General features: G+C 35.2%; 19 protein-coding genes and 3 tRNA genes. 18 read left to right on the top strand and 4 right to left on the bottom strand.

Annotated features, from left to right (window positions below; genetic code table 11):
- The first annotated feature begins 4 nt into the window (after positions 1-4).
- The 12 genes from P0092_RS19685 to P0092_RS19630 all read left to right on the top strand — a co-directional run bounded on the left by P0092_RS19685 (position 5) and on the right by P0092_RS19630 (position 6,428).
- Positions 5-80 (top strand) — tRNA-Phe (locus tag P0092_RS19685).
- A gap of 39 nt (positions 81-119) precedes the next feature.
- Positions 120-194: transfer RNA gene (locus P0092_RS19680), tRNA-Gly, on the top strand.
- A gap of 44 nt (positions 195-238) precedes the next feature.
- Positions 239-313 (top strand) — tRNA-Cys (locus P0092_RS19675).
- Positions 314-579: 266 nt separating this feature from the next.
- On the top strand, positions 580-2,283 hold the full coding sequence (gene hcp / locus P0092_RS19670) for a hydroxylamine reductase (RefSeq protein WP_004621492.1): 1,704 nt from the start codon (positions 580-582) through the stop codon (positions 2,281-2,283).
- A gap of 140 nt (positions 2,284-2,423) precedes the next feature.
- Positions 2,424-2,732, top strand: a complete 309-nt coding sequence (locus tag P0092_RS19665) for a nitrous oxide-stimulated promoter family protein (protein ID WP_004621494.1) — start codon at positions 2,424-2,426, stop codon at positions 2,730-2,732.
- Between the two features lie 148 nt (positions 2,733-2,880).
- Positions 2,881-3,207, top strand: coding sequence for a PadR family transcriptional regulator (locus tag P0092_RS19660; protein WP_004621498.1), 327 nt, complete (start codon positions 2,881-2,883; stop codon positions 3,205-3,207).
- Complete coding sequence (locus P0092_RS19655; protein ID WP_004621499.1) at positions 3,207-3,764, top strand: DUF2812 domain-containing protein; 558 nt, start codon at positions 3,207-3,209, stop codon at positions 3,762-3,764. Before P0092_RS19660 ends, P0092_RS19655 begins: the two co-directional genes overlap by 1 nt.
- A gap of 61 nt (positions 3,765-3,825) precedes the next feature.
- Positions 3,826-4,233 carry a hemerythrin domain-containing protein gene (locus tag P0092_RS19650; RefSeq protein ID WP_004621502.1) on the top strand — a complete coding sequence of 136 codons (408 nt, stop codon included), beginning with the start codon at positions 3,826-3,828 and terminating at the stop codon, positions 4,231-4,233.
- A gap of 137 nt (positions 4,234-4,370) precedes the next feature.
- Positions 4,371-4,736, top strand: a complete 366-nt coding sequence (locus tag P0092_RS19645; RefSeq protein WP_004621504.1) for a hypothetical protein — start codon at positions 4,371-4,373, stop codon at positions 4,734-4,736.
- 84 nt (positions 4,737-4,820) lie between these two features.
- The gene (locus P0092_RS19640) at positions 4,821-5,228 is read left to right on the top strand and encodes a hypothetical protein (RefSeq protein ID WP_004621506.1); all 408 of its coding nucleotides are present in this window, start codon (positions 4,821-4,823) and stop codon (positions 5,226-5,228) included.
- Positions 5,229-5,387: 159 nt separating this feature from the next.
- Positions 5,388-5,837, top strand: coding sequence for a hypothetical protein (locus P0092_RS19635; RefSeq protein WP_004621508.1), 450 nt, complete (start codon positions 5,388-5,390; stop codon positions 5,835-5,837).
- A 177-nt stretch (positions 5,838-6,014) separates the two neighbouring features.
- Entirely contained in the window at positions 6,015-6,428 is a 414-nt protein-coding gene (locus P0092_RS19630; RefSeq protein WP_004621510.1) for a hypothetical protein, read from the top strand.
- Positions 6,429-6,498: 70 nt separating this feature from the next.
- Here the strand turns inward: P0092_RS19630 and P0092_RS19625 are convergent, their stop codons facing one another.
- Positions 6,499-6,831 carry a YlbF/YmcA family competence regulator gene (locus P0092_RS19625; protein WP_040759269.1) on the bottom strand — a complete coding sequence of 111 codons (333 nt, stop codon included), beginning with the start codon at positions 6,829-6,831 and terminating at the stop codon, positions 6,499-6,501.
- A 158-nt stretch (positions 6,832-6,989) separates the two neighbouring features.
- Between P0092_RS19625 and P0092_RS19620 the strand changes: the two genes are divergently transcribed.
- The 4 genes from P0092_RS19620 to P0092_RS19605 all read left to right on the top strand — a co-directional run bounded on the left by P0092_RS19620 (position 6,990) and on the right by P0092_RS19605 (position 11,160).
- Positions 6,990-8,753: a leucine-rich repeat domain-containing protein gene (locus P0092_RS19620; RefSeq protein ID WP_004621513.1), complete on the top strand. Its 1,764-nt coding sequence runs from the start codon at positions 6,990-6,992 to the stop codon at positions 8,751-8,753.
- Between the two features lie 76 nt (positions 8,754-8,829).
- Positions 8,830-9,366 carry a hypothetical protein gene (locus P0092_RS19615; RefSeq protein ID WP_004621515.1) on the top strand — a complete coding sequence of 179 codons (537 nt, stop codon included), beginning with the start codon at positions 8,830-8,832 and terminating at the stop codon, positions 9,364-9,366.
- Positions 9,367-10,230 carry a hypothetical protein gene (locus P0092_RS19610; protein ID WP_004621517.1) on the top strand — a complete coding sequence of 288 codons (864 nt, stop codon included), beginning with the start codon at positions 9,367-9,369 and terminating at the stop codon, positions 10,228-10,230.
- A gap of 141 nt (positions 10,231-10,371) precedes the next feature.
- Entirely contained in the window at positions 10,372-11,160 is a 789-nt protein-coding gene (locus P0092_RS19605) for an N-acetylmuramoyl-L-alanine amidase (RefSeq protein WP_004621519.1), read from the top strand.
- A gap of 6 nt (positions 11,161-11,166) precedes the next feature.
- On the opposite strand, the gene P0092_RS19600 is transcribed toward P0092_RS19605, so the two are convergent.
- Both P0092_RS19600 and P0092_RS19595 read right to left on the bottom strand, forming a co-directional pair.
- Positions 11,167-11,310 carry a hypothetical protein gene (locus tag P0092_RS19600; RefSeq protein WP_199398958.1) on the bottom strand — a complete coding sequence of 48 codons (144 nt, stop codon included), beginning with the start codon at positions 11,308-11,310 and terminating at the stop codon, positions 11,167-11,169.
- A gap of 187 nt (positions 11,311-11,497) precedes the next feature.
- Positions 11,498-12,985 (bottom strand): methyl-accepting chemotaxis protein, encoded by a 1,488-nt coding sequence (locus P0092_RS19595; RefSeq protein ID WP_004621521.1) that lies wholly within the window; start codon positions 12,983-12,985, stop codon positions 11,498-11,500.
- A gap of 341 nt (positions 12,986-13,326) precedes the next feature.
- Here P0092_RS19595 and P0092_RS19590 point away from each other — a divergent pair, with 341 nt between their 5' ends.
- Positions 13,327-14,325, top strand: a complete 999-nt coding sequence (locus P0092_RS19590) for a 3-oxoacyl-[acyl-carrier-protein] synthase III C-terminal domain-containing protein (protein WP_004621523.1) — start codon at positions 13,327-13,329, stop codon at positions 14,323-14,325.
- Between the two features lie 74 nt (positions 14,326-14,399).
- Here P0092_RS19590 and P0092_RS19585 read toward each other — a convergent pair whose 3' ends face one another.
- Positions 14,400-15,884, bottom strand: coding sequence for a methyl-accepting chemotaxis protein (locus tag P0092_RS19585; protein ID WP_004621524.1), 1,485 nt, complete (start codon positions 15,882-15,884; stop codon positions 14,400-14,402).
- A 267-nt stretch (positions 15,885-16,151) separates the two neighbouring features.
- Here P0092_RS19585 and P0092_RS19580 point away from each other — a divergent pair, with 267 nt between their 5' ends.
- Entirely contained in the window at positions 16,152-17,150 is a 999-nt protein-coding gene (locus P0092_RS19580; protein ID WP_004621526.1) for a 3-oxoacyl-ACP synthase III family protein, read from the top strand.
- The last annotated feature ends 80 nt before the right edge of the window (positions 17,151-17,230 follow it).

Below are 17,230 nucleotides of genomic sequence, written 5' to 3'. Positions count from 1 at the left end.
ATTTGCCCAGATAGCTCAGTCGGTAGAGCAGGGGACTGAAAATCCCCGTGTCGCTGGTTCGATTCCGGCTCTGGGCACCAAATTAAATTGATAAGTGCAAAGACTTTTCAATTTAACATGCGGGTTTAACTCAGCGGTAGAGTGTCACCTTGCCAAGGTGAAAGTCGAGAGTTCGAATCTCTTAACCCGCTCCAAACAAATGAGGCAGATTGCTTATGTGGTCTGCCTCAATATTGATGGCGCCATAGCCAAGTGGTAAGGCAGAGGTCTGCAAAACCTTTATCCCCCAGTTCAAATCTGGGTGGCGCCTCCAAAATAAAATCCCCAAAATTCTTAATAACAAGACTTTTGGGGATTTTATTTTATTTCACAAATACAAATCAATTATTCCCTCACCATTACCTCAATATATCTTTATGTTTGGAAAACATTTTCTATAAAAGGTTTACTTTTTGTAACCTCAGATACCGAATTGTTCTTTGTAAACTAATATAATTAACCCATGGAAATGCCAAGCAGTAAAAATTAAATTATTTATAATATTTACGAATTAATGAACATTTTTATAAGGAGGATGTTATGTCAAATATGTTTTGTTATCAATGTCAAGAAGCTGCGGGTGGTAAGGGATGTACAGTAAGTGGTGTATGCGGAAAAACTTCAGATGTAGCAAAAACTCAGGACTTATTAGTTTTTGTAACTAAAGGTTTAGCAATAATTAGCAATGAGGGTAGAAAAGTTGGTGTAGTTGATAATAATGTAGACAAATATATTACTGAAAACTTATTTTCAACAATTACAAATGCTAATTTTGACAGAGATGCACTTTTAGAGAGAGTTAAGGAAACTTTGAATTTAAGAGAAGACTTGAAAGGTAAGGTTGTAAAGGCCGGCGGACAAGTAGGAGAAGCTAAAGGTATAAGCAATTTCTTTAAAAAATTATTAGGAATGGCATCAAATGAAATAGATATTCCGGATGCAGCAGTATGGTCAGCTAATAATGTAAGTGAATTTGATGCAAAAGCTGAAAAAGTAGGAGTATTGGCGACTGAAAATGAAGACGTAAGAAGCTTAAGAGAGCTTATAATATACGGCTTGAAGGGTTTATCAGCATATATGAAGCATGCTATGAACTTAGGCTACAATGATATAGAGGTTCATGGATTTATGGCGAAAGCTTTGGCTGCAACATTAGATAATTCCTTATCTGCTGAGGATTTAGTAGCTCTTACATTAGAAGCAGGAAAATATGGAGTTACTGCAATGGCGTTGCTTGATAAAGCAAACACAGAAACTTACGGAAATCCTGAAATTACAAAAGTTAATATCGGAGTCAGAAATAACCCGGGAATATTAATTTCCGGACATGATTTAAGAGACCTTCAAATGTTGTTGGAGCAAACAGAAGGCTGTGGAGTAGATGTTTATACTCACAGTGAAATGCTGGCAGGACAATATTATCCGGCTTTTAAGAAATATTCACACTTTGCAGGAAACTACGGAAATGCTTGGTGGAAGCAAGGAGAAGAATTTGAAAAATTCAACGGAGTAGTTCTAATGACTACAAACTGTGTAGTTCCTCCTAAGGATTCATATAAGAACAGATTATTTACAACGGGAGCAACAGGTATACCGGGCTGTAAACATATTGTTGCAGATGAAAATGGAAATAAGGATTTCTCAGAATTAATTGCTATGGCTAAAAAGTGTAAGGCGCCAACTGAAATAGAAAAAGGAGAAATCATAGGAGGCTTTGCTCACAATCAGGTATTAGCTTTGGCTGACAAGGTAGTAGATGCTGTTAAGACAGGCGCTATAAAGAGATTCTTTGTTATGGCCGGCTGTGATGGCAGAGCTAAATCAAGAAACTACTATACTGAATTTGCAGAAAAGCTTCCAAAGGATACGGTTATATTGACTGCGGGTTGTGCAAAATATAAATATAATAAATTGAATCTTGGAGATATTGGTGGAATTCCAAGAGTCCTTGATGCAGGACAATGTAATGATTCATATTCATTAGTTGTAATTGCATTAAAGCTTCAAGAAGTATTTGGTTTGGATGATGTTAATAAGCTTCCGATTTCCTATAATATTGCATGGTATGAGCAAAAGGCTGTAATAGTTTTATTATCCTTATTACACCTTGGAGTTAAGAACATTCACTTAGGTCCGACACTTCCTGCTTTCTTATCACCAAACGTAGCTAACGTATTGGTAGAGAACTTTGGAATTGCAGGAATAGGAACTGTTGATGAAGATATTAAAATGTTCTTAGCATAAAATACGGGGTTCTCAAAATACTCCAATTTAGGTAAAATAATATATGTGTAAAGAAAAGTATTGACTGATTATTAAAGTCAATACTTTTTCTTTATATTTGTATGTAAATGTTTTATTTGATTAACATTGGGGGAATAAAAATGGGAGGCAGAAACAGAATTATTTTTGAAAATAAGACTGTAGCAACTATGATTAAATTGTATTGCAATAAAATTCATAACACAAAGGAGCACTTATGCACTGAATGTTTGGAGCTTTATGAATACACCTTAAAGCGTCTTGATGAGTGTAAATTTGGCAATAATAAATCAAATTGCGGAGCTTGCAAAATACATTGCTACAAAAATACTATGAGGGAGAAAATAATTATAGTAATGCGATATTCCGGCCCAAGAATGATTATATATCATCCCATAATGGCCATTAAGCATTTAGTATATAGAAAGTAAAATTTGATGGGCTTGTTGCTATATTCAGAGCTTCTTTTTTTTGCCAAATTATTGACATATATAACGGAAGCCGATATAATTAAACCAGATATAACGGAAGACGATATAACAGTTGCCGATAGAGCTGCCATAGTTAGGAGTGATTCAAATGCCTGAAAGTCAGGAGCGAGGCGCATTAACTGAAGCTGTATTTTATATTCTACTCTCGCTGTATAAACCGCTGCATGGATATGGGATAATGCAAAATGTAAAGGATTTAAGCAAGCAGAGAGTTAATCTTGGAGCAGGTACTTTGTATGGAGCAATTAATACATTGCTGGAGAAAAACTGGATTAAAGCCATTAATGTAGAAAAGGACTCAAGAAAAAAGGAATATGAAATAACTGATTTGGGTAAAGAGATTATTAATGGTGAGATAGTTAGATTGGATGAGTTAGTTGAAAATGGCAAGAAGATTACAGGAGGTGAATTTTAATGAAACATGTTGTATGGAAAGCATATTGGGATTTTGAAAAAGAGGAAAAATGGCTCAATGAAATGTCATCCAAGGGCATGGCATTAACGGATTATTCATGGTGCAGGTATGTTTTTGCCGAAACACCAAATAACGAGTATATTTACAGACTGGAACTTCTGGAACATGTCCCCTCCAACGCCGAAAGTATGGCATATATAAGGTTTTTAGAGGAAAGTGGTATTGAATGTGTTGCTACATATTATCGCTGGATTTTTCTTAGAAAGAAATCTTCAGAAGGTCCCTTTGACATATATTCCGATATAGAGTCAAAGATTAATCATTACAGAAGAATAAGTACTTTTATGGGTACTATAGGATTACTAAACCTGTTTGCATTTTTAATTAATATTATTAACGGAATATTCTCAAGTTTAAGATATAACAGTAACTATATGGCTTTTATTTCTCCTCTGGTTTGCATTAACGGAATATTCGGTGTATTTCTTACTTGGCTAGTAATAGGGTATCTAAGAAAGATTAGCAAGTTGAAAAAAGAAAAGCAACTTCATGAGTAACAATGTTTTAGAGCAATTACATGGGGTATATAAGGAATATAAAATTGCAGGAGGACGATAAATGTTATATTTAGAAACTTTAAAAAGGCAGCATGAAGAGATTGCTGAGATTCTGTCAGATATTAAATCCTATATAAACCATAAAAACATTGCCAATGAGGCTCTTGAGATTTCATCAAAGATAAGTAATCTTGCCGGTAAACTTAAAGTTCACCTTAATACAGAAGACCAGTACATGTATCCACAGCTTCTAAAAAGCAGTAATTCTGAAGTACAGACTACAGCACAGGCATATATAGATGAAATGGGAACGATAAGTACCGAATTCATGGCATATAAAGATCGTTTTAATACCAGAACAAAAATAACTAATGAAATTGACTTGTTTGTAAGTGAATCCAAAAGGATTTTTTCCCTTTTGCAACAAAGAATAGCAAAAGAAGATTCTAATTTATACCAACAGATATAGTATGCTCTTTCCTTTCAAAAATAGGGTAAAATACCCACATTCTCTAATCTGGCAAATAATTTATGTAACCTTAGCTGCCAAGTAAACATAAGATGTAGTAGCTGATTATTGGTGGTAGGTTTACGGAAGTGACGCTAATGAATTATAAACAAATCGAAAATCTAAAGTTTGCGCTCTTGAATCTTGCCAGGCAAGGGTGCAGGCTGAATATACCTTCCCATGGTGTTAGCGGTAGAATTATAGGAGTTGGTTTTAAACCGTATTGGACCAGTCCTTTAGATTCCAAAATTGAAAAAATGGAAATCAATTATGTGGATGATACCGGCAACGTAATACCATTTAATCTCCATAACGTAACAAAATATGATGTAATATCTAATGATGGCACCGGATATGAAAGTATGCAAAACGCATGTATGGATATCCATGTTTTTTCACAGTCAAATGGCAGGGACGAAGAACCTTATGAAAAAGTCAGAGTGGAAATATTCAAGGATACATAAGATTAAAAGTCATCTCAAAAATAACACAGGTTGATTAGTGGACATAAATTATTATATGAAATAAATGAAAGGAGATAGTGTATTATGTCAGATGGATGTGGATGTGGAGGTATATCCCCTGTAGCAAATTGGGGTGCCTTGCTTGCAAATTATGTAGGAGAGACAGTAACAGTTTTTACAAGTAGCGGTGGACAGTCAGGGTCAGGTTTTACAGGAGTAATTTTAACAGTAAATAATGTTTTTGTAAGATTAATATCCAGAATTGGTCCACCTCCGGGATGCTCTATGGGTAATTCCTGCAGTGGATTTTCACAGGGCGGTTACGGCGGAGGCTATGGCTCAGGCTGCGGTTCAGCTTATGGAGTTGGACCTGCAAGTCAGGTTGGAGCTGTTAATGCAGGCGGTTGGAGCAATATGCCTGTTTATACAGTGGGTTCGGTAGTAGATATACCTATTTGTGCAATTGTTTCTTTTGTACACAATGCAGTTTAATTACGGTTGCAATAACTATAGTTATTGAGCCTGAGATAGTGGGAAAAAACACCAACCTGACGGAAGCGTCAGGCTGGTGTTTTTAATTTCAATTCAGTCACATTTGCTCTTAAGTTCACATAAGATGAATTAGATTTAAGTATTTAAGGAGGAAGTGGAATGTCAGAAGAATTTGAATTTGAACGTGGAGTGACAAAGGCAGCAGCGTGTGCGCCCGTAATGAACTGGGAAGCTTTGCTGGCAAAATATATAGGTCAGACAGTAACCATTTTTACAAGCAGCGGTGGCGAGTCAGGCTCAGGTTTCACAGGTGTACTGATGACTGTTAATTGTGTATATGTAAGACTTCTAACCAGAATAGGCCCACCCCCGGGATGCTCTCTTGGAAATTCATGCTCGAACTTTTCAGTAGGAGATGGCTACGGAGGAGGTTTCAGCGGTTCAGGCTGTGGCGGATATGGTGCCGGAATGTCAGGCCCTATAGTTCCCGGAAGTGTAAACGGCGCTGTAACTGCGGGAGGCTGGGATTCAATTCCGGTATATACTGTGGGTTCAGTAACAGATATACCTGTACAATCAATAGTTTCCTTTGTCCATAATGCAGTTTAAGAAATGGAATAAAATGAATAGCTTTAAATGCCTTAGGAGACTGGTTATTTGCCAGTCTCTGTATTTTTAAAGCTTTTAAGGTTTAAGTTTATATAAAAGTAACATTATGTATAGTGTCGACATAATATGAACTAAGAGTTGTTACTCGATAAATGTATTTTGAAAGGAGTTATTCAAATGGGAGAAGGATGTGGATATGCTAATTGGGACGCACTGCTTGCAAGTCATATAGGTCAGACCGTAACTATTTTTACAAGCAGCGGTGGTCAATCCGGCTCTGGTTTTACCGGAGTATTGTTAGCTGTAAACTCTGTATTTGTTAGATTGATAACTAGAATAGGCCCTCCACCGGGATGTTCTTTAGGTAATGCATGTACCGGATTTAATCCGGGGTATGGTTGCGGCGGTGGAGCAGTTATGGGCGGCGGATGTGGTTCATCCGGAGGCTATGGCGCCGGACCTGTTTTACCGGCAAGTATAAACGGAGCCGCATCGGCAGGCGGTTGGGATTCAATGCCTGTCTACACAGTAGGCTCGGTTACTGATATACCGGTAGCATCAATAGTTTCTTTTGTTCATAATGCAGTATAAATAATTAAAGCTAAAAAGGCCGGAGAATAAAATCCGGCTTTTTAGCGATATAAATAAAAAAATAAGTAAATTATTTTAAAGATGCTTCAAGGGCAGAGTTAACTTGTCTATAAACTTTTTGAAGCATATCATTAAAAGCTTTTTCTGCATTAACAAACCTGCTGACCTCAGGGATACTATTCAGACTTTCAAAGCTTTTGTTTAATTCTGTTGCTCTTTTCTGAGCTTCACCGGAGGAAAGCTTACCTTTGTATAAGGCATCCTCTTTTTTCTTGAAATCCTCAATTTTAGAACGTAAATCCTTGTTTTTATCAATAACGGTTTTAGCCTGTTTAAGCTCTGAGTATTCCTTTGTACCCATTACTGCATTTGTAAACTCTTTTGCCTTATCACCTATATTCATTGCAAACACTCCTTTATAAACGGCTTTTGATTGCATAGTGTATTGTATGATAACAGGTATGTATTTGTTCTTTGCTATGTAACTAATTTTTAACATATGGACTAAGCTCGATGTGGTAAAATCAATATATAACTAAAAGAAGTAGGAGTTGTAAAAATATGAAGATGTGTAGAACACTTATCTGTGTTATGCTTATACTGGCAATGGCTTTTGGCTTTGTTTTCCCGGTAGAACCTATAGCACAGGCAGCAGAAGTAAAAGAGCTGGATTTGCATGCTTTTTATCCTTCGAGAGCAACGTTTTCCGATAGTATAAAAAAATATATAGATTCCCTTGACTCTGTCAGCTTTTTGTGGGGTAGATTTTACGGTGACCTGACAGGAGGTATAAATACTACATACGGAAAAAATGGGAATACTGATTTTTATTATCCCGATGATTATATAGAGGTCCTTAAATACGCAAAAAGTAAGAACAAGTCAATTCAAATGGGAATCTTCTCTGACAGTGCAAATGCTGAAAAAATTCTTCCTTACAAAGAGCAGAGGGATAAAGCTATTCAAGCAATAACCGACTTGATGAAAAGTGATATATCAAAGGGGAGTAATATTTTCTTTGACGGAGTTGTTATTGATATCGAAGGACTAAACGGGCAGAAAATGAGCGGTTTCTTTAACCAGTTTCTTAAAGAACTTAAATTAAGTCTCACAAAAATAAATAAAAAATTGTATGTTGCAGTTAATCCTTTACTTTATTACTCGGGATACGATTATTCTACAATTTCTCAGGTAGCTGACAAAATGATAATAATGGCCCATGACTATGAGCCTTTGACAAAGCTAACAAAAGAACAGGTGATGCAGTATACCGGCTATGACAGTCTGAATCCTATAGACAGTCTTGCACCTATAAAGCAAATTCAGCGTGTAATGGAGGACGTAAAAAAATACGTCAGTAAGAGTAATTTGAAAAAGATAATGCTTCAGATAAGCTTTGATGCTGCGCAATGGAGGTTTCAGGTTCCTAAAGGTTCTACATGGAAAAGTATAGGCAAAAAGGCTGTGAGCTTGGAAGTTCTGCCTCCTCCAACGTATAAAATGCTGTATGACAGAATTATTAATAAGGACGGTAACGGTAAGTCTATTACATACGGCTACAACTATGAACTTGAAAGTTCTTTTATGCAATATTTCAATACAAGCAATAATACGCAAAACATTTGTCTTTACGAAAACAGCAGAAGTGTAGCAGTCAAGATTGATATGTCAAAACAGTATGGCATAGGAGGAATATCCCTGTGGAGTCTTTCGAATGTCCCTGATTATACCAGCAGTACTGCAAAGGGTTACGGCCTTGACGTATGGGATGCAATTATTAAGTCCCTTTACAAAACAGTACCGGTGTCACAGATAAAAGCAACCTTTACTGATAAAGTAGTTGAAAAAGCAGTAAGAGCAAAAATATCCAAACCTTCCGGTACGGTGTACAGGTCAGATTTGGCCAAAGTGTACAGACTGAAAATTCCCGCAGGGTACAAGAGCTTAAACGATTTAAAGCAGCTTTTTAATCTGGAATATCTGGATTTAAGCAATACACAGCTTACTAGTGTGTCTTCTTTGGCTTCATTAAAAAATCTTAGAGTTCTATATTTGTATAAAAACAGCATTAAAGATATTTCACCGCTGAAAGGGCTGACAAAACTGGAAGTCATTTCGATAAACAGCAATAAGGTTTCTAATATAAGTGCTTTAGCAGGTATGACTAATCTTACTGAGCTTTATATCAGGGAGAATGCCATTACTGATTATTCACCCCTTACAAAGCTGAAAAATTTAAATATTCTGTATCTTAAAGGCAATAAATTGACAAACTATACTAAGCTTCAAACAATAAAAAAAGGCCTGATTGAATGTGATTTTTAGCTTGAAATAGTTACATTGTTTTGTCATAATGATATAATATTGAAGCTTACTTATTTGTGGTTTTGAAAGGAGAATTATGAAAAAGTATTTATACGGAAGCTGGGCAGTGTTAAAATCTTATTTACTCACCATGATTATTTTCTACATATTTTTTCTGGGGTTTTATAAGAGACTGAGCTTGTTTTCGGTTTTTGTATTCGTAATAATGCTTGCCTTTACTTATGCGGAACTCCATCACTTAACAGGAGTGGACAAGCGTCGGTATGGTTCTGTAAAGTATTATGACGGAGCAATATACGGAATTCTTGCTGTAATACCCTTTGCAGTAATTCAAGTAGTAATATCATTTCTTGATTTATCAATTAAGGGAGTTGATTTTCCGGTGCTGAAGCTTAACCTTATAAAGGGTCTGGCCGCACCAATGCTGTTTATTGAAAAATCCATGAATTATTCTGTAGCAGGTTATGCAGTGGCATGGTTTACAGTTATATTGATTTCGTTTTTAGGTTATTTTGCAGGCTGCAAGAAGTTTGATATTACTGAATACACCAGAAAGCTCTTTGGGTTACAGCCAAGGAAGCAAAAACCAAGAAGGAATAGAAGGTTTTTTTAAATGGACAAAAATTTGATTATTTCAAATAGCTACAACAGTGCAATAGAAGAGGGCTTTAATCAATACCTTGAAGAAAGAGCTGTTGCTGAAAACAGCGAAATAAAAATTGATGAAGAGGCCTTAATTGCAGATATAGAAGGAAAATGGCTTGCAACAGGCTTGCAGGAACTGAATGGAATGACACCGTTGGAATTTATCAATTCACTTTCTTCACTGGAGGATTTGTTAGAATTTTTCTTGAGCATTGCAAGTACTTCGGATGTTGGAGTTCCTGATATATTAATTGACAGGTTTAAATATTATGGCGGAAAAACTGCTTCTGATATGTTATTTGATTATGCTAATAAATCACTTTCGGCTAAACAGAACAACCTAGATGATATTTACCCTGCTGTTTCTCAAGCAGTGTATGCCATAGGTTGCCTACAAGAGGAAGAATACAAGCAAAAGCTAATTGATTTATTAATTGAAAACGCACAGGATGAAATGATTTCAGAAGCAATTTGTGCTGCAATTGTTGCATATGGTGTAAGCATTCTGGACGACGTGCTAAAGGCCTTTGATGCTGTACAAAATCAGATGGAAAAGGAGCATTTTCTGGTATGTGTTGCTGAAATTTGCAATGAAAACAAGTACAGAGCCGACGAGATATTCTTTTTCATGAAAAATGCCTTCCGTACAGTTTCAAACCTTACTCTTATGGTAGAAATACTTGGTGATTACGGGGATGGCAGGGCAATTCCTCTACTGAGAGGATATGTTCTTAAAAATATCCATGAGCTTGATGCTGCTACCTTTAATCAGATGAGAGCAATAATTAAAAAGCTGGGCGGAGAGATAGAAGATTTGGTTTACACTAAATAAAAAATAGATTCAGATAAAACAGGGGCGAGTGCTCCTGTTTTTTTATGTTGGGACAATTTGTTTTGCTTTTATGCATAAGTGGGACTAAGCTGAATATCCATAGTAATAAGATACTCAAAAATGATTGAAGGAAGGATACCCATGATTGTATTAATAAGCAAAAAGAATATATTATTTGTTGTTCTATTATTACTTATGTCCATAACAGTATTAAGCATCGGATTGACAGTTAATTACTCAAAACCCGTAACAGCAGACGGAAATCAGGCTCCCGGAGAAGGTGCACCTGCCGTAAGAACCGTTATTTTGGATGCAGGCCATGGAGGAGAGGACCCGGGGGCAGTAAGCGATTATTCCGGACTAAAGGAAAAGGACATAAACCTTAATATAGTTATGCTGTTAAAGAGCATGCTGGAAAAGGACAATTACAAGGTTATCCTCACAAGGGATTCAGACCGTCTTATTTATACTACTGATAGCAATAACATTATCCAGAAAAGAAGAGAGGACTTAACGAGAAGAAAAGGAATAATGGATGATTCCGGTGCTGATTTAGCAGTAAGTGTTCACCTTAATAAATTCCCTCAGGCGCAGTACCATGGCGCTCAGGTTTTCTTTCCTCCAAAATCCGATACAAGCAAAAAGTTGGCAGATGAGATTCAAAATGCAATCAGGCTTAACGTAGATAACGCCAATGACAGGGTTGCTCTTGTAAAAAAGGACCCTATAATAATTCTCAAAAACCTGAAAACAACTACAGTTGTTGTTGAATGTGGTTTCCTTTCAAATGCAGACGAGGAAAAAAGGCTCGCTACTGAGGATTATCAGAATAAGCTGGCAGTTGCAATAAAAACGGGAATAGACAGCTATTATAAGAAAGGCGCTAACGATATTCAGAAGAAGCAGGGCAGTGCCGGAAGCTCTGACTAAAATATATTAACAAAATGGGGATGTTGCAAAACAAGAACGTTTTTCTGTTTTAACACTGTTACTCCCGTATAAAATTATATCAATGATTGCTTCCAAGATATTTGCAAGAGTTTCTATCGGCTCATCATAGGATATTTTACCGTCGCTCACATTCATCGTCCATGATTCATTGTTTCGCTAAAACCTACATCGTGTAGGTTTTCCGGTAAAACATCCATGTTCAACCATAAACATCTGCAAATATCTTTAACCAAGCTTCCATTGATATAATTTATACAGGTTAAGAAAGATAAAAATAATTTTGCTACAACCCCATTTTATTTGACTTGAATCTAATTTACAAGCCCTTATAGCTGTTAAGTTCTTCAATAAGCTTATCCAGCTTCAAATAGGTTTCTTCAATTACATCCATTCTGTTATTTTGTTCGTTAACGCTTGCTGTTACCTCTTCCGCAGTGGCGGCGTTCTTTTCGGTGTTATTACTGATTAGAAGTACCTCATCATCGGTAAGTTCAAAGGATTTATACAAATCGTAAGAAGTATCCTTAATATGATTGTTTTTTATTTCTATAGTGTGAATTTCACCCTTTATTTGATTAAAGATGTCCCTGGTTTTTTCGGTTACGGACTTACTGTTATTTATGTATTTCTTCTCTTTTATAATCTCTTTGGTCACATCCAGTGCGTTTTTTTCCATTTCCTTTAGTATGGATTCTATCTGATGAGTAAGATTATTTGACTCTTCAGCCAGTTTTCTTACTTCTTCAGCTACAACGGAGAAGCCCTTACCGGCTTCACCTGCTCTTGCGGCTTCTATTGAAGCATTCAGCGATAATAGGTTGGTTTGAGTAGAGATATTGTTAACTGAGGATAAAATATTATGTATCATTTTATTTTTACCAATCAAGTCAGTAGCCAATTTTTCAACTAAATTGATTGTATTGAAGGCGTCTATCATCTCTTCGGATAAATTATCTACACAATCGCTTCCTGTCCCGATATTTAATACTGCACTTTCTACAGCTGAATTCATTGCATTTGATGCTTCTATTGATAACTCCATCTTCGATTTACCCGACTGGAACAAATCTTTTATTTTATGGATACTTTCTACTTCCTTTTCAGCTTCCTCTGCTACAATATTAAATGCCTTTCCAAGTTCTTCTGCGATTTCTTTTGTAGAAATTATGCTCACTTTTATGTCAGAACTTATTGTTGAAAGACTTTGGCTTGTTACTTTTATCTCTTTATATAGATTTTCCACTTTTTCTTTGGAGGATATTGCATTTATAGCCGTATCTTCCAGCTTTACATACAGCTTCTTTGTTAAATAACTCAAGAAAAACAATACAAAAGCAGATACAAATATGTACATATTGAAAAATACCAAATCAATAATTGTATTATCTTTAAAAATCTCTGCTTTAAAATTGAAATATGAGTAAGTTGTGAGGAAACAACCTATAGATGAACAAACGAGAACAGGTCTGATATCACTGTAAATGCTGACAATAACTATAGCAAGGAAAACGGTGAGGTATGTTGTGAGACTTGGATTACAGGTTATCATAATAAAACTGATAGTTCCCATAGTACAGGTAAAGTAATACATGGTGGTTTTGGGGAGTATTTTTTTAAATGTAAGAAAACCGCCTATGATGCACAAAGGATACCCGATTAATGCCAGAAGGAGAATACCCTTTAATGGCATCTTAAAAATGGAATCAACTGCAACTCGTAAAGAAATTGAAGCAAGTAAGCAAAGTAACACAATCTTATTTTTTTGATAAAGCTGTTCTTCGACCAAATGACTGAACATATTCATTAGCACTTACCCCCTAGAATAAAAAAAATAAAATAACTATGAAGTTGTACAAGAAGAGTGGAATTTTAAGAAATGTAAATCCAACATTTTTAAAAAAAATATAAAATTTACAATTCATATTATATCCTTTCAACTTTAGTAATACAACACAAACATTACAAAAATATACAATATTTTTCGTAAAATTATATCATTTAATAAAGATTAATAGTATTATGTGGCGAAATTTATAAGATTTTTATATTGATTTATGACAAATTGTTTATTACTATATGATTAGCATAATTATTACATCCCAGTTAAATTGTAACTCTATATACTATTTGAGGAGGTATTTGCTAATGTTCGACAATCTGAAAATAATTGGAGTGGGGACTTACCACCCGGAAGAAGAAATTGATAATGGATATTTTGTAAATCATTTTAAGAAAATGGATCAGGACCCAAGTCCGCTAATGAACCACTTAGGAAGGGAAAAGAGGTTTAAAGCAAAAAAATTTGGAAATGAGAACTCGTTGACAATGGCTTTTGAGGCATCAAAAATAGCCATTGAGGATGCAGGTATTTGTGTCGAGGATTTGGACATGATAGTGTATGCATCTGATTTCCCGGAATATGTATCGCCAACAAATGCATTAATGATTAGCAGTATGCTAAAATCAAAAGCTAATATTGTTTTTGATATGAATTCCAATTGTATAAGCATGATTTCAGCTCTGGACATCATAAAATCATATATTCAAAACAAAAATATTAAAAATGTTCTATTGGCTTCAAGTTGTATGATAACCCCATTTGCAAAAGAAGACGATATAGTTGTCTACCCATCCACGGCAGATGCATCTGCAGCAGTAGTTCTTCAAAAAATTCAGGATGAAAACAGAAGTGGTGTTATGGATTCAAATTTCTATACTGATTCCAGCTACAATTGGACTATAAAGCTGCCTGCCTGTGGATTTTCCAGGATTACAGACACTTCCGTTGAAGCAAAAATGAGAATGATGGAATGGAACCAATTTGATTTCAGCTTTTTATCAGAAAATTGGACTAAGTTGATAAATAATCTATTGGAAAACAATAACTTAAACCCTGAGGATGTATCCTTGTACTTGTTCTCACAATTTTCAAGAGCAGATATTTTGTCCACCATTGACAAACTCAATGTGAGGGAGGACAAGGTGATTTTTGTTGGAAATAAATATGGATATACCGGGCCAACCAGCCCAATTCTAGCTCTCAATGAGGCTAAGGAAAATAACCAAATAGTTGAAGGTTCATACGCAGTAATGTGTTCGGTGGGTTCGGGATATACCATGGGAGCACTTCTATATAAATTTTAAATTACATAAAAGTGGAGCTGTAATAAAACAGAAAAAATTTCTGTTTTGCTACAGCTCCATTAATTGTGGTTTTGTTATTCGTTAAAATTATTAAGTTCATCTATAAGAGAATTGAGCTTGATATAGTTTTCCTCAATAATATTCATACGACTGTTCTGTTCGCTGATACATGCAGTAACTTCTTCTGCCGTAGCAGCATTTTTCTCGGTATTATCACTTATTACATTAACCTCATCATCAGTTGATTCAAAAGATTGGTACAAATTTAATGAGGTCACTTTAATATGATTGGTTTTTTCCTCTATACAGCGGATTTCGTCTTTAATTTTGTTAAAGATATCTTTTGTTGCCTCAGTAATGGAGTTACTGTTATCAATGTAAATTTTTTCTTTAACAATCTCTTTTGAAACATTAAGGGCATTTTCTTCCATTTCCTTCAAGATACTTTCAATTCTATGGGTCAGAATATTTGATTCTTCAGCCAGTTTCCGGACATCCTGAGCTACAATTGAAAAACCTTTTCCGGCATCGCCTGCTCTGGCTGCCTCTATAGAAGCATTTAGGGAAAGCAGGTTTGTTTGCTTTGAAATATTATTAACTGAAGTCAATATATTATTAATAATTTTGTTTTTCCCTATTAAGTCTGTAGCAAGCTTTTCTACCAAGGTCATTGTGTCTAAAGCCTGCTTCATTTCTTTTGATAAATTATCTACATAATCACTGCCGCTTACAATGTTGGATACGGCGCTTTTTACTGCAGAATCCATGTCATTGGATGCTTCCATGGATACCACCATTTTGCTTTTACCGTGTTCAAATAATTCTTTTATTTTATGGATACTTGTTACTTCCATCTGGGCTTCTTCTGCCACGATGGTGATAGCCTGTCCAATGCCATCAGATATTTCCTGAGTGGAAACTATACTATCCTTTATTTGCCCGCTTATGACTGCTAGACTTTGGCTGGCCGCTTTTATCTCGTTATACAGACCTTCGGCTTTTTCTTTTGAAGAAATAGCATTTACGGCAGTAGCCTCAAGCTGAAGATATAATTTCTTTGTGAGATAACTCAGGAAGAACAGAACAAAAGCTGACACAAATATGTACATATTAAAAAATAGCATGTCAATAAATGTGTTTTTGGCAAATATTTCAGGCTTATAATTATAAAAACAATAAGTGGTAATAAAACAACCTATCGCAGAACAGACCAGTACAGGTCTTATATCACTATAAATGCTGACAATGACAATGGCTAGATAAACTGTAAGGTATGTAGTAAGACTTGGATTATTGCTAATCATGATAAAACTGATGGTTCCCATAGTAATTGTAAAATAATACATAATTGCTTTCGGAAACAATTTCTTAAAAGAGAAAACCGCACCGATTGCACATAAGGCATATCCTACAATAGCTAAAATCAAGATATCATCAAGAGGCATTTTAAAAATGGAATCCACCGCTACTCTTAATGAAATTGAAGCGAACAAACACAGCAGTACAATCTTGTTTTTTTGATGCAGCTGTTCTTCTACCAAACGACTAAGCATGTTCATTAATCTACCCCCAAACCAATGTTTACGTAGTGAAAAGCAAAAAGCAGAAAAATTTAGTGCGGTAATGCGGTAAGGCTAAATAAAAAAAATTACAGTTTATATTATATCCTTTAAGGTAACACACTTCAACATAATTGTTACATTTTCTGTAAAATTTGTTAAAACGTATTGATTTTTGGAAAAATGTCTATTATTATATAATTAAGTAAATAAATGACGCAAAATACAAAATAATATAAAATAATATAAAAAATAGGAGGTATTCAGATGTTTTTCAATCTTAAAATTATGGGTGTAGGGACTTATCACCCCAAAAATGAAATCGACAATAAATATTTTGTCGAACACTTTAAAAAAATGAATAAGGACCCGAGGCCCTTATTGAAACACTTAGGTAGGGAAAGGAGATTTAAAGCAAAAAAATTTGGAAACGAAAATTCAGTAACAATGGCGATAGAAGCGTCAAAAAAAGCTATTGCCGATGCAAAAATTGATATTAATGATATTGATATGATAGTGTTTGCATCCGATTTTCCGGAATATGTATCGCCATCAAATGCACTGATGATAAGTAGTAAGCTTAATTCACGAGCAAATATTGTATTTGATATGAATTCAAACTGTATAAGTATGATTTCAGCATTAGATATAATAGATTCATATATTAAAAATAAAGATATAAATAATGTGTTATTGGTTTCCAGCTGTATGATAACCCCCTGTGCAAGGGAGGACGATATCGTTGTATATCCTTCAACAGCCGATGCGTCAGCTGCTGTCATACTGCAAAAAATAACCGAGAAAAATAGAAGCGGTGTAATTGATTCAGGGTTTTACACAGATTGCAGCTATAACTGGACTATAAAAAATCCGGCTTGCGGCTTCTCAAGAATTACTGACAATTCTGTGGATACAAGAATGAAAATGATGGAATGGAATCAGTTCGATTTTAGTTTCTTGTCCGATAACTGGTGTAAATTAATATATAACCTGTTGGATAAGAATAGCCTCACACCTGAGGACGTGTCACTTTATTTATTCTCTCAGTTTTCCAAGGCCGATATTATGGCTACTATAGAAAAGCTGAATGTAATGGAGGAGAGAATAATATATGTTGGAAATAAATATGGCTACACCGGTCCAACAAGCCCTATACTTGCTCTTAACGAAGCAAAAAAGACCAACAAAATAGTTGAAGGCTCATATGCCATACTCTGTTCGGTGGGTTCCGGATATACAATGGGTGCGCTTCTTTATAAATTCTAAATATTTTACCCGATATATGCCGGGAATGTGTTGTTAATAACATACCCCGGCTTTTTTGCTGTAAAGAGATAAACTAAAAA

The organism is Ruminiclostridium papyrosolvens DSM 2782 (assembly GCF_029318685.1).
Lineage (GTDB): Bacteria > Bacillota > Clostridia > Acetivibrionales > DSM-1351 > Ruminiclostridium > Ruminiclostridium papyrosolvens.
Note: the sequence above shows the minus strand (reverse complement) of the source record. Positions and strands in the feature narration are given on the sequence as shown.